The sequence below is a fragment of the Streptomyces sp. NPDC026092 genome, from assembly GCF_040638605.1.
Classification (GTDB): domain Bacteria; phylum Actinomycetota; class Actinomycetes; order Streptomycetales; family Streptomycetaceae; genus Streptomyces.
In genome coordinates this window covers 598,511-611,364 of record NZ_JBEZYN010000001.1, presented here as the reverse complement: position 1 = coordinate 611,364, position 12,854 = coordinate 598,511, and the positions used below count along the sequence as shown (strand labels likewise).

At 72.0% G+C, this 12,854-nt stretch carries 9 protein-coding genes and 1 pseudogene; 4 read left to right on the top strand and 6 right to left on the bottom strand.

From position 1 onward, the window contains the following. Positions 1-237: pseudogene (locus AB0F56_RS02675) on the bottom strand (lytic transglycosylase domain-containing protein); the annotation flags it as partial. A 359-nt stretch (positions 238-596) separates the two neighbouring features. Continuing rightward, positions 597-1,943, bottom strand: coding sequence for an ROK family transcriptional regulator (locus AB0F56_RS02670; protein ID WP_362003174.1), 1,347 nt, complete (start codon positions 1,941-1,943; stop codon positions 597-599). Between the two features lie 204 nt (positions 1,944-2,147). Here AB0F56_RS02670 and AB0F56_RS02665 point away from each other — a divergent pair, with 204 nt between their 5' ends. Together AB0F56_RS02665 and AB0F56_RS02660 are read left to right on the top strand one after the other, a co-directional pair. Continuing rightward, entirely contained in the window at positions 2,148-3,977 is a 1,830-nt protein-coding gene (locus AB0F56_RS02665; protein ID WP_362003172.1) for an RICIN domain-containing protein, read from the top strand. A gap of 83 nt (positions 3,978-4,060) precedes the next feature. Further along, positions 4,061-5,959, top strand: coding sequence for a hypothetical protein (locus AB0F56_RS02660; protein WP_362003171.1), 1,899 nt, complete (start codon positions 4,061-4,063; stop codon positions 5,957-5,959). A gap of 52 nt (positions 5,960-6,011) precedes the next feature. Here AB0F56_RS02660 and AB0F56_RS02655 read toward each other — a convergent pair whose 3' ends face one another. Next, positions 6,012-7,022: an SDR family NAD(P)-dependent oxidoreductase gene (locus AB0F56_RS02655; protein WP_362003218.1), complete on the bottom strand. Its 1,011-nt coding sequence runs from the start codon at positions 7,020-7,022 to the stop codon at positions 6,012-6,014. A gap of 20 nt (positions 7,023-7,042) precedes the next feature. Further along, positions 7,043-8,239, bottom strand: a complete 1,197-nt coding sequence (locus AB0F56_RS02650) for a UDP-N-acetylglucosamine--N-acetylmuramyl-(pentapeptide) pyrophosphoryl-undecaprenol N-acetylglucosamine transferase (RefSeq protein ID WP_362003169.1) — start codon at positions 8,237-8,239, stop codon at positions 7,043-7,045. A gap of 73 nt (positions 8,240-8,312) precedes the next feature. On the opposite strand from AB0F56_RS02650, the gene AB0F56_RS02645 reads away from it, so the two are divergent. Both AB0F56_RS02645 and AB0F56_RS02640 read left to right on the top strand, forming a co-directional pair. Continuing rightward, a complete protein-coding gene (locus AB0F56_RS02645) occupies positions 8,313-8,993 on the top strand; it encodes a response regulator transcription factor (RefSeq protein ID WP_362003167.1) in 681 nt (226 codons plus the stop codon). Next, positions 8,990-10,387, top strand: coding sequence for a HAMP domain-containing sensor histidine kinase (locus AB0F56_RS02640; protein ID WP_362003166.1), 1,398 nt, complete (start codon positions 8,990-8,992; stop codon positions 10,385-10,387). The genes AB0F56_RS02645 and AB0F56_RS02640 overlap by 4 nt, the downstream gene beginning before the upstream one ends. Before the next feature lie 33 nt (positions 10,388-10,420). Here the strand turns inward: AB0F56_RS02640 and fabV are convergent, their stop codons facing one another. Together fabV and sbnA are read right to left on the bottom strand one after the other, a co-directional pair. After that, entirely contained in the window at positions 10,421-11,623 is a 1,203-nt protein-coding gene (fabV, locus tag AB0F56_RS02635; protein WP_362003164.1) for an enoyl-[acyl-carrier-protein] reductase FabV, read from the bottom strand. A 202-nt stretch (positions 11,624-11,825) separates the two neighbouring features. Next, complete coding sequence (sbnA, locus tag AB0F56_RS02630; RefSeq protein ID WP_362003163.1) at positions 11,826-12,788, bottom strand: 2,3-diaminopropionate biosynthesis protein SbnA; 963 nt, start codon at positions 12,786-12,788, stop codon at positions 11,826-11,828. Positions 12,789-12,854: the final 66 nt, after the last annotated feature.

The following is a 12,854-nucleotide window of genomic DNA, read 5'->3' as shown; positions in this document are numbered from 1 at the left end:
GGCGCCGCTGGAGGAGTTGGTGGCGGAGGGGTTCCAGCCGGACTCGTGGTTGACGATCTTGCTGAACGACGCGTACTGCGAAGCCGGGACGATCTGCTTCGCAATCTCCTGCGGCGTCGCGGCCGAGGCCGTGGACGTCGTGCCGAGCACCGCACCCGAGGCGCCCAGCAGCACGGCTGCGGAGACGGCGAAGGTCTTCTTGCGGGACGAGACACGAGCGGAGAGCGAGCGGAACACGAAGCGACCTAACGTCGGGGACAAGGGGGTGCGCCGGGCGATTTCGGCAAGACGGAACCAGAACCGGGGAACCCGGAGACTGGGGGGAATCCGCCTGGCCGAGGAGCTGCGCTGGAGCGCTGCTGCCTGGCGACGTCCACCAGAGAAGCAGGGCCGAACGGGCGACGCAACGACCCCCGGTACGAAGCGGAGTCGGACCCGCGGCGAAGGTCCGGGGGCGGGGGATGGGACGTTTTCGCAGGTTGACGACGGGTGTGTGGGGATTTAGGAGGGTATGCAACGTCTCCTATGCCGCCTCGTACGTGACCTAGGTCCTGTGGGGCGCCTCACCCCGAAGGGACCCCTCAGACACCGGTCCGTCACACCGCGCTCGGGTCCTGATACACCGCGTCGAGGGCCAGATACGCGCCCCCTCGGGCCGCCGCAGTGAACCCCAGGGTGGAGAGCAGGACCTCGCAGCCGCCGGCGTCCGGCGCCATCACCCGGTCGCGGACCACGTGCCGCACGCGGTCGAGCATGAGGTCGCCGATGTGCGTGAAGTAGCCGCCGAGTACCACCACGCCGGGGTTGAGCACGTCGGCGAGGACCGCGATGCCCAGGCCGAGGTCGTCCGCGACGCGGTCGAGCGCCTCCAGAGTGCGCGGGTCGCCGTCGTCGGCGCGGCGGTGGAGTTCGGCGAGCCGGGTCTCCAACTCGACGGACGGGTCGTGGATTTCGTCGCCGTCGTCGGCGGCGAGGCGGAGGATGGCGTCGAGTCCGACCAGCGTCTCCCAGCATCCGTATCGTCCGCACACGCAGACGCGAGGCTCGGAGCCGAGAGGACCGAGAGGGCCGCCGGAACCGCGCGGGCCGAGCGGCATGTGGCCGACCTCGCCGGCGAAGCCGCTGCGGCCCCGCAGCAGACGGCCGTCGCTGATGATGCCTGCGCCGATGCCACGTTCACCGGTGATGCAGACCATGTCGTGCACACCCACACCCAAGTCGCGCCCGGTCCCGTCCTGCCCGGCCATGTCCTGGACCCGTACGTACTCCGCCATCGCGCCGGCCTTCGCGTCGTTCTCGACGGCGACGTTCTCGGCGGTGAGGCGGGGCGGGGCCGGTTCCAGGCGGGCGAGCAGTTCCTCGGCGACCGGGACGTTCCGCCAGCCGAGGGCGGGTGCGTACGCAACGACGCCCAGGCTCGGGTCCACCACTCCGGGTACGGCCAGGGTGAGGCCGATCGGCCGCTTGCCGTCCTGTTCCAGGCCGGACAGGCAGGCCTGGACGGACCGCGCCGTGCGGTCGAGGACCGCGTCGGTTCCGGCACGGGCGACGTCGACCGGGCTGCGGTGCTCGTACGCGATGTCGCCGGTCAGGCTGAGGGCGAGGACGTACACGTCACTCGTACTGATCTCCACGCCGATCCCGCAGATGTCCCGGCCGTCGAGGTGGACCAGGGTGCCGGGGCGGCCGACGGCACCTTCCCGCTGCGCGGGCCCCTCGCTGACGAGGCCCAGGGTGACGAGTTCGGCGACCAGGTTGGTGATGGTCGGCTTCGGCAGCCCCGTGTCGCCGGCGAGTTGGGCGCGTGAACGCGGCCCCGCGTCGCGCAGGATCCGCAGCACCACACCGAGGTTGGTGCGCCGGAGGGACCGCCGGTCGCGCGGCTGCGCGGGCCCGGACAGGGCGGCGTTCGCAGGCGCCGCCGTTCGCGGGTCAGCCTTCACTCGTTCCTCGTTCCTCGTCTCTCGCCGGGCGGGACGGCTCTCATGATGGCAAGTCTCCGGCATCGGCCTCCCGGAGCCTCGACGGTCTCCCCCAGCCTCTCCCGGAGCCTTGACACCCCTTATTAGTTCGGATTTTATTCAAACTAATTCGAGGACCCGCGGACGCGCCCTCTCTGGGCGCGTCCAGCCGGAGAGGAGTCTCTGTTGTCGGCTCGTTCCAGGATCAGAATCGCCGGTGCTCTCGCCGCGGCGGCCGTGGCGCTGACCGGCTCGGCGGCGGCCATGCCGGCCTCCGCCGCCGATCCCACGTACTCGGTCACCATCGGGTCCAAGGGCTCGTGGACCCACCCTGACGACACCCCCGCCGCCACGTACATCGACAAGGACGGCTCCTTCTACTACCAGTCCGCGCACGCCCTGTACGCCCAGAACGACCCCCGCACCTGGACGTTCTACCGGGGCAAGGACTTCGACGGCGCCAAGCGCGACGCCGCGCTGAGCGAGGCGGTCAACCCGGCCAATGCCCTGGACCGCAACGACGACACCACGTGGCGGTGCAACAACAGCCCCACCGGCCGGGAGTCCACGTACGCGGCCGCCGGCTCGCACTACTCACAGCGGAACTACTGCGACCTGATGGGTGTGTGGGTGGATCCGGACTCGGGCGACTGGTACGGCCTGGTCCACAACGAGTTCACCCCGGATCCCTTCGGGGACAACCTGCACTACGACGCGATCGACTACGCCGTCTCCAAGGACCAGGGGAAGACCTGGGACGTCAAGGACCACGTCCTCACCTCGCCGTACAGCACCGAGCGAGGGGACGACGAGGCCTTCCCCCACGACACGTACCACTACGGCAACGGGGACGCCCGGCTGTTCGTGGACACCGCCTCGGGCTACTTCTACGTCTACTACAACTCCCGCGCCATCCCGAAGGGCGGCGTCCCGGGCGGCTGGACCGACGGCAGCCGGGGCCATGTGGCCCGCGCCCCCATGTCCGGGAAGATGGCCCCGAATTCCTGGCGCAAGTGGTACGACGGCGCCTGGACCCAGCCGGGAGTCGGCGGTCTGGAGAGCAACATGGAGCCGGTCGACGCCGACAACCCGACGGGCTACACCCCCGTCGAGAAGGACTACGACCCGGCCACCCCCGGCAGCGTCGCCGAGCAGCAGGCGGCGGGCGAACTGCCCGCCAAGTCCGACCTGTTGACCATGAGTGTGGTCTACAACGCCCATCTCGGCCTGTACTTCGGTGAGCCCGAGGTCGTGCACCAGGACGGCTCGGAGGCTCAGCGCTTCTACGTCACCGACGACCTCTCCACCCAGAAGTGGCGGCTGATCGGCGACTCCGGCGACTACCGGTCGGGCTCCTGGTACCGCTGGATGCTGGACTCCGTGAACAAGACCGGCTCCACCATCGTCGGCAAGACCTTCCGCAGCTACTGCTCGTTCTTCTGCTCCAACGGGGCGGACGGCGAGTACTACAACACCACCGTCGAGACCAGCGCCCCCGCCGCACCGGTCGTCTCGGGGTCGGCCTACACGATCGCCAGCGGCAACGGCCGCGTCCTCGCCCAGGCCACCGGCAGCCGGGCGACCACCTCGTTGCCCACGGGTGACGGGTCCAGCCGCAGCAAGTGGATCTTCACGTCCAACGGCGACGGTTCGTACCGCATCGCCAACGCCGGCAGCCGGGAGCTCCTCGGTGTGGACTCCACCCGCGACAGCGGCCGTGCCTGGGGCGCGCAGCCGACCGTGGCCGGGGCACGACCTGGTGGGCCGACCGTCGGCCAGCAGTGGTTCGTCATCCCCGGGAAGACCGTCGACGGCGCGTCCACCGGTACGTTCCGCCTGGTCAACCGCTACAGCGGACTCGTGATCGGCATGTCGGGAGTCTCGGGCCGACTCGTCGAGACCACGCCCACGCGGGCCTGGACCGACACGACCGGCGGGCCGGTCGGCGGCGCGAGGACGGCCGCCGAGCAGACCCTGACGCTCACGCCGACGGGCAGCCGGGCTGCCCGACCGTAAACCCGTGTCGGCCGGACGGCGGACCGTCTCGCCGCTGTCCGGCCGACACGACTCCCGCACCGCCACTACCGGAGAGCCGCGCCATGAGCCGATACCACCTGCGCTACCAGGTGATGCCCGATCAGGACCCCACCGCACTCGCGGACTTCTGCGTGAAGCACTCCGTCGACGAGGTCGTACTGATCATCGGGTCGGAGGAGCTGTACGCAGGACACCTGGCGGGCGTGGAAGAGGACCGCTGGTACGCCGCCACGCGCGCGGCACGGGAGGTCCTGGCCGACCGGGGCATCGGGGTCAGCCTGAACCCCTGGGTCACGTCCGGGCACGCCGATCGGGGCCGCGTCCAGGACCTGGGGTTCGCGCCGCTCGTCTCCCCCACCGGCGAGGTCTCGACGGCGGCGGCCTCCTTCGCCTGCCCGGTCTGGCGCGCCTGGATCGCCGCCCACTACGGACGCTTCGCCGAGCTCGGGTTCCGAGTGATGTGGCTGGAGGACGACTTCCGCTTCCACAATCACTCCCCGTTGACCTGGGGCGGCGGTTTCGAGCCGGAGATGCTCGCCCGGCTCGGCCTGAACGTGACGCGGGAGGAACTGGTCGCCGCCGTCACCGCGCCCGGCGAGCCGCACCCATGGCGGGCGTTGCTCCAGCGGACCTGGCGGACGGCTCAGCTCGAAGTCGTCGACCTCGTACGCGAGGCGATCGCCGGCCGGTCCGCACTCGGGCTGATGAGCTCAGGGCTCGGCATAGCCTCGGTCGAAGGCCGCGACTGGAACCAACTCTTCGAGCGCATCGGCGCCCACCGCCCGCACTTCGCCCCGTACGGAGACAGCCCCGCCTCCGGCCTGGCCCGCTCGGTGGCCATGCTGGAACTGCAGAACGGTCTGCGGCCCCCGTCGGTGGAAGTGGCGCCCGAGATCGAGAACTGGCCCCACACCGAGTGGACGAAGTCCGACACCCAGACCTGGTCGGAGATGGTCACCGCGACCCTGTCCGGGGCGGACGCCCTGCTTCTCGACGTGTTCCCGTTCGTCACGGGTGATCCGGCGCGCTATCCCCGGATCGGGCGGATGCTCGCGAACTCCCGGGCGACGCTGGACTTCTGTGCCACCGATCGCGCGCGGTCGGTCGGCGTAGGCATCCCCTGGCAGAAGGACACAGCCGCCTACATACACGGTGACGGCACGATGCAGGGACTGGAGTCCGACCCCCTAAGGGCCTCGGAGTATCTCCTCCCGTACGGCGTGCCGATCCGGGCGGGCGTCGCGGAGGTGAACGCCCTGTTCGGCACGGTCGCGTGGGGCGTGCCCGATGCCTCGGTGGAACAGTTGCTGCTCGGCGGGCTCCTGCTGGACGGCACGGCCGCGGCGATCCTGGACCGGCGCGGGTTCGGCGAGCTGCTGGGCGTCACCCTCCACGGGGAGGTGGCCCGGGAGACGGCGTCGCCGGCTCCGTACAGCATGGAACGGATCCTGGACGGCGGAGCGCTCCTCAGCGTGAACGTACAGCCGTCGGTGGCCAGAATGACTGCCGTGCCCGGGGCGGAGACATGGACGGAGATCCTCACCCCCCGCGGTGAGCCCTGGGGAGCGGGCCGGGTCGCCTACGTGAACTCCCTGGGAGGCAGAGTGGTCACGATGGGGGCCTGCCGCCCCGAGACCCTCGGCCGCTGCGACGACGGCCGACGACTCGCCCACCGGGCCCTGCGCTTCCTGGGCGCCCACATGCCCTTCGTGACGGGCGGCCCCCACCTGATCCCCCAGTACGCCCGCCTCGGCCCCCGTCACCGCCTGGCCGTCGCCAACGGCTCGGCCGACCCCGCCCGTCCACGCGTGACGGTCGAGGACGTGACGGGCGACATCACGGCGACCCTCCTGTCCCCGCTGTCCACCCCCAGGCCGGTCGAGGCGGTACGGGAGGACCACGTCGTCACGATCGAGGACGAGGTGCCCCACCGCGGCTACCTCGTTCTGGAGTGGTCCTGAGAGCCGGGCTGCCTGCTCTGGCGCCTGCCCGACGGCGAGCCGCCGCCCCGCCCTACACCTGATAGCGGTCCGGGGCGAAGAGGTCGAGGTTGGCCGCGACCCAGTCCGACGTGCGGGCCAGGCCCTCGGAGAGGGAGACCTGGGGCTTCCAGTCCGCCCACTCGCGGGCGCGGGAGTTGTCCGACAGGAGGCGGTGCACCTCGCTGCCCGAGGGGCGCAGGCGGGAGGGATCCACCACCACGTCCGCCTCCCGGCCGGAGGCCGTGATCAGGGCCTTCGCCAGGTCGCCGATGGATATCTCCTGGCCGGAGCCGAGGTTGACCACCTCGCCCAGCGCCCGGTCGCACTCGGCCGCCGCGAGGAAGCCCTCGGCCGTGTCCGTCACGTACGTGAAGTCCCGGGTGGGCGTGGTCGATCCCAGGCGGATCTCCCGGGAGCCCGAGTGGAGTTGGGCCAGGATCGTGGGGATGACCGCGCGCGCCGACTGACGGGGACCGTACGTGTTGAACGGCCGTACCACCGTCACCGGCAGCTCGAAGGCGTGGTGGAAGGAGAGCGCCATCATGTCCGCGCCGATCTTCGACGCGGAGTACGGGGACTGCGGCTGGAGCGGGTGGTCCTCCGCGATGGGGGCTGTCAGGGCCGTGCCGTAGACCTCGCTGGTGGAGGTGTGCACGAGGCGGCGTACGTCGTGGCGGCGGCAGGCCTCCGCGATGTTCTCCGTGCCGGTGACGTTCGTCTGCACGTACGCGCCCGGCGAGGCGTAGCTGTACGGGATCCCGATCAGGGCCGCCAGGTGGAAGACGGTGTCGCAGCCGGCGACCGCGTCGCTGACCCGGCCCGCGTCGCGGATGTCGCCCGCCCACATCTCCACGGGGCCGCCCGGGTCGGCCAGGTAGCGGGCCAGGTGTCCCTTCTCCGCGTACGGCTTGTAGTGCACGAAGGCCCGTACCCGAGCGCCCCGCGCCACCAGCAGGTCCACCAGGGTCGAGCCGATGAAGCCCTCGGCCCCGGTGACGAGGACGGTGCGGCCGGACCAGTTCGTGGTCACGTTCGTGTTCATCGTCGTGGTCATGTCGGTGCTCATGCGTGCTCCAAGGTGGGAAGGGGAAGGCGGATGCCGGCCACGCGGAGGACCTCCGCGGCCAGCAGTTCGGCGGCCCGCGCGTGCGGGCCGGGGTCGGCGGCGCCGGCCATCGACGCCAGCCGGGCCGGGTCGGCCAGCAGCGGGCCGATGAGACCGGCGAGTCGTTCGGCGGTGGTCTCGGAGTCGGGCAGCAGCAGCCCGGCTCCCGCGTCGGACAGCACCCGCGCGTTGTGGGTCTGGTGGTCGCCGGGGGCGTACGGGTAGGGAACGAGCACGGCCGGTACTCCGGTCGCGGCCAGCTCCGCGACCGTCGCCGAGCCCGCCCGGCACACCACCAGGTCGGCGGCGGCGTACACCAGGTCCATCCGGTCCAGGTACGCCACGGCCCGCGCGATCCGCTGCCCGCCGGACGCCACGAGGTCCCGTGCCGCGTCCGGCAGCGCCGCCGGGCCCGTCTTGACCAGCAGCTGTACGTCGTCCCGGTGCTGCCAGAGCCCGGCCAGGGCGACCGCGGCCCCGGTGAGCCGGACCGCCCCCAGACTGCCGCCGTTGAAGACGACAAGCCGCTTCCCGTCGGGGATCCCCAGCTCCCGCCTGGCCTCGGCGCGCAGCGCCGCCCGCTCCGGCCCCGGCAGGTCCGCGAGCCCGGAGAGCGCCGCGGAGATCGGCATCCCCGTGGTCAGCGCCCGCGCCCCGCCCGCCAGATGGGGGCGGCTGCGGTCGAAGGCCACCGCGACGTGCTCGGTGAGCCGGGCCGCGAACTGGTTGGCCCGGCCCGGTACCGCGTTGGACTCGTGGATCACGGCGGGCACCCCCGCCAGCCGGGCGCCGAGCACGGCGGGCGCGCTCGGATAGCCGCCCATGCCGACGACGACCTGCGCGCCCTGCGCCCGGATCACGGCGCGGGCCTGGTGGGCCGAGCGCAGCAGGGCCGCGGGCAGCAGGTACCGTTTCGCGCCGAGCGCCGGGTCGAAGGGGATCATGTCGACGGTGTGCAGGCGGTATCCGGCGCCGGGGATCAGCTCGGTCTCCAGGCCCCGTTCGGTGCCGACGAACGAGACGACGGCGTCCGGGACGGCCGCGCGCAGAGCTTCGGCGAGGGCGAGGCCCGGGTAGATGTGGCCGCCGGTGCCGCCCGCACCAATCACGACGGACAGGGCCGCGGGTGTGTGTCGAGGGGTTCGAGTGGTCATGGACGCACACTCGCGGTGCGCCTTAAGAACGTTCTAAGAGGATCGTGCCGACGGCTTTGGCAGGCTTTGCCCCATGCAACGCATTCTGGTGGTCGACGACGAGCCCGAGGTCAGGGCCGCCGTCCAGGACGGCCTGGCCGTCGAGGGGTACGAGGTACGGGGAGCGGCGGACGGCCTTGCCGCGCTGAGCGAGGTGGCGCGCTGGGAGCCGGACGCACTGGTCCTGGACGTGATGATGCCGGTCCTCGACGGGCTCGGGGTGTGCCGTCAGCTGCGCGCGATGGGCGACCGTACGCCCGTACTCGTCCTGACGGCGCTCGACTCCGTCAGCGAGCGCGTCGACGGGCTCGAGGCCGGGGCCGACGACTACCTCGTCAAACCCTTCGCGCTGGACGAACTGGTCGCCCGGGTGCGGGCCCTGCTGCGGCGGGCCGCGCCCGAGCCGCCGGGCAGCGGCCCCCTGGCCTTCGCCGACCTCGTCCTGGACCCCGCCACGCGCACCGGGCGGCGCGGCGGCCGGCCGATGGAGTTCAGCCGTACCGAGGCCGCGCTGCTCGAACTGCTGCTGCGGCATCCCGGCCAGGTGCTGCCGCGCGAGCTGATCCTGGAGCTGGTGTGGGGGCGCGACTTCGGGCCCGACTCCAACTCGCTGGCCGTGTACGTCGGCTACCTGCGCCGGAAGCTGGAGGCCGAGGGCGAGCCGCGGCTCGTCCACACCGTGCACGGGGTCGGCTACCGGCTGGACACGCTGTGAGCGCGGGCGGCCGGCGGCGGCTCGGGGGCGTGTGGCGCAGGCGGCGGCCGCTGCGGACCCGGCTCGCGCTGGCCGTCACGGCGGCGGTGGCCCTGGTGGCGGTCGGGGTGTGCGCGGCCGCTTACGTCGTCGTACGGTCCGCGCTGTACGACCAGCTCGACCTGAGCCTGACCCAGTCCGCGCGGCTCGCGGCGCAGCGCGATCCGGGGCACCCGCCGGGCACGCTGGCCGGTGAGTGCCGCTTCCTGGCCGCCCCGGCCTGCGCGGAGGTGGTGCCGGCCGACCCGGCCCAGGACCCGCGTCCGCCGGGGCAGCTGCCGGTGGCGCCGGCCGCGCGGGAGGTCGCCGCCGGGGAGCGGGCCCCGTACTACACGAACATCACGGTGGCCGGGCACCCCGCGCGGATGCTCACGACCGACTACGCGAAGGGGCGGGCGCTCCAGGTGGCGCTGCGCGCCGACACCGTCGAGGCGGGCATCGAGGAGGCCTCGTGGTGGCTCCTGCTGACGGCGGCGGCCGGGGTGCTGCTGGCGGCCGTCCTGGGGTACTGGGTGTCCCGGACCGGACTCGCCCCGGTGACCCGGCTCACGGCGACGGCCGAGCGGATCGCGGCGACCCGTGATCCCCGGCACCGGATCGAGCTTCCCGCGCGAGGAGCCGCCGGGCGGGAGGACGAGATCACGCGCCTTGCCGGGACCTTCAACACCATGCTCGGGGAGCTGGAGCAGTCCGTCACCGCGCAGCGGCGGCTTGTCGCGGACGCCTCGCACGAACTGCGGACCCCGCTGACGGCGCTGCGGACCAACGCGGAACTCCTCGCGCGGTCGGACCGGCTCACACCCGAGCAGCGGACGCGGGCGTCGGCCGCGCTCGGGCGTCAGCTGCGGGAGGTGACCGGTCTGGTCAACGACCTGATCGAGCTCGCGCGGGACGAGGAGCCAACGCCGCTGGTGGAGCAGGTCCGGCTGGACGCGCTCGTGGAGCACAGTGTGGAGGCGGCGCGGGCACACTGGCCGGCGGTACCGTTCGGGGTGCGGACGGAGCCGGTGGTCCTGCCGGGAGTACCGGCGCGGCTGAGCCGGCTGCTGGGCAACCTGCTCGACAACGCGGCGAAGTTCAGCGGGGAGGGGCTGCCGGTGGAGGTGGAGCTGGTGAGCCTCGGCGCGGGCGCGGAGCTGACCGTAAGGGACCACGGCCCGGGAATCGCGGCGGAGGACCTGCCGTACGTCTTCGACCGCTTCTACCGCGCGGGCGCGGCCCGCGCCCTGCCGGGGTCGGGCCTGGGCCTCGCCATGGCCCGGCAGATCGCGCGGGCCCACGCGGCGGAACTGGTCGCGGAGAACGCGCCTGGCGGCGGCGCGCTGTTCCGACTGACGTTCCGTGAGGGCGGCTGAGCGCGGCCGCCCTCGCTCCCTCCGCGGCGGGGTTCAGAGGGTGGGCCAGGGGACGTCGGTTTCCACGGGGGCGGTGTAGTCGACGCCGGGTACGGAGAAGCCGTAGAGGCGGCGGACTTCGTCGCTGAACCAGTCCAGATCGGCGAGTTCGGCGATGGTGGCGCTGGTCGCGGTGGTCCAGCGTCCGGCGACGGCGTCCTGCACGGCGGGGTCGAGTTCCCAGGTGTCGAGGCGGACCCGGCCCTCGTCGTCGAGGTCGAGCGGGCGGGCACCGGTCAACTGGTCCCACAGCTGCACCAGTTGACCGATCGGGGCCACCATGGCGTCGCCGAGGACACCACGCAGCAACCCGACGTACAGGGCGATGCCGGGGATGGCGGTGGAGGACTGGGTGACCGCGGCGGCGTTGACCGAGGTCACTGCCCTGCCTCCCACGGTCTTGCCGAGGCGCTCGTCCAACGTGCGTGCGGTGGCTTCGAGATGGGCCTTCGCGGCGCCGATGGTGCCCTGCCGGTAGACGGCCGCGGTGATGGGCGAGCCGATGTAGGACAGGGCCGCGGTGGTGAAGCCGTCGGCGAGCAGGGAACGGTCGGCGAGGAAGGTGATCCACCGTTCCCAGTCGGCGCCGCCCATCACCGCCACGGTCTGCTCGATGTCGTCGCCCTCGGCCGGCGCGGTGGTGACCTCCTTCACCTCCGGGTCGCCGTGCTCGTCGAAGACGAGGGTCTTGGTGGTGTGGGGCGAGCCGACCGGCTTGAGGACGGAGGCGTACACGGTGCCGGTGTCCGGGTCGGTGCGGCGCGGAGCGGCCACCGAGTAGATCAGGTAGTCGAGTCGTCCCGCGAACCGCTCGGCGAGGAGGTCGGCGACCTGCTCCTTGACCGTGTCGCTGAAGGCGTCGCCGTTGACGAAGACCATGTCCCGCCCGTGCTGTCGGGCGAGCCGTGCGGTGGCGTCGGTGCGGTACCAGCCGGCCGTGCCGGTGCGCCGAGCGGGCGCCTTCTCGAAGCACACCCCGATGCCGCGGATACCGACCCGGGCCAGGCCCGCGATCGTAGCGGCCAGCCCGTACCCGGCGGACGAGCCGATCACCAGGGCCACCGGCCCTTCGCTCCCGGCGGGGGCCGGGGCGGGAACGGCCCGCCACATCTCGTCCACCAGCTGCCGGCAACCACCGGGATGGGAGTCGAGGAACAGGAAGCCCCGGCTCTTGGCTGCAATGACGCGTTCGCTCACGGTGTGGTTCCCCCAGGTGTCGTACGGACAAGGTCACGGCGGGCCGCGCTCGGGCTCGGCGGCTGCCTCCCGCAAGTCTGTGACCGAGCGGACGAACACAGTGATCTTGGTCGGTACAAGGATGACCGGCCGGGCTTGGAGGGTTTCACCACTTCCCTCAGCAGCACGGCTTCCGCCACGTCCCCTCAGCAACACGGCTGAGTCAGCGAGCGGCTGCGTCCAGGGCGTCCTCGCCGAAGAGAGCCTGCACCCAGTTCGGCTGGTAGATCGTGTCGAGATAGCGCTCGCCGAGGTCCGGCGAGATCGCCACGCACGTGAGGTGTTCCGCCTGATGGGCGTCGAGCCAGCCGGTCGCGCCGCTGACGACCGTCCCGGTGGATCCACCGAAGACGAATCCCCGCGCGGCCATGGCACGGCAGGTGCGGATCGTGTCGGACTCCTCGACCCGGACCACCTCGTCCACGTACCGCTGGTCGAGCAGAGGCGGGCGCATGCTCATGCCGAGGCCCGGGATCAGCCGGCGTCCCGGCGGGTCTCCGAAGATCGCCGACCCGATCGTGTCCACCGCGACGATGCGCACGGGTCGGTTCCAGGTACGGAACCAGCGCGCGCAGCCCATCAGGGTGCCGGTCGTCCCGACACCGACGAACAGGACGTCGATCTGGGGAAAGGCACGGGCGATCGCGGGCGCCGTCCGGCGGTAGTGGGCCTTCCAGTTGTCGGGATTCGAGTACTGGCTGAGCCACACGCAATGCGGGTCGGACGCGCACAGGCGCCGGACGGCCGCGAGCCGGCCGCCCAGCAGACTGCCGTCCCTCTCCTCGGACACGATCTGCACGCGGGCTCCGAGCGCCTCCATCATCAACCGGGTCGTGAGGTTGCATCGCGAGTCGGTGACGCAGACGAACTCGTACCCCTTGCTCGCCGCGATGACGCTGAGTGCCACGCCGAGGTTGCCGGAGGAGGATTCCACCAGGATGGACTCGGGGGTGAGAACGCCCCGCCGCTCGGCGGACTCGACCATCTCGGCAGCGGCTTTGAGCTTGATGGAGCCCGCGAAGTTGAAGCCCTCGCACTTGAGGAAGAGGGGCCGGCCGAGCGTCGGCATCAGGTCGACGTAGAGGTCGTCCTGATTGAAGGCGTGGGGGGCGGTGATGACGGGCACGGTGCTCTCCTCCTCGGGCGACGCTTCGGCCGGTCGGTTCTGACGCGTGTTCTGACTCGCCTTCTG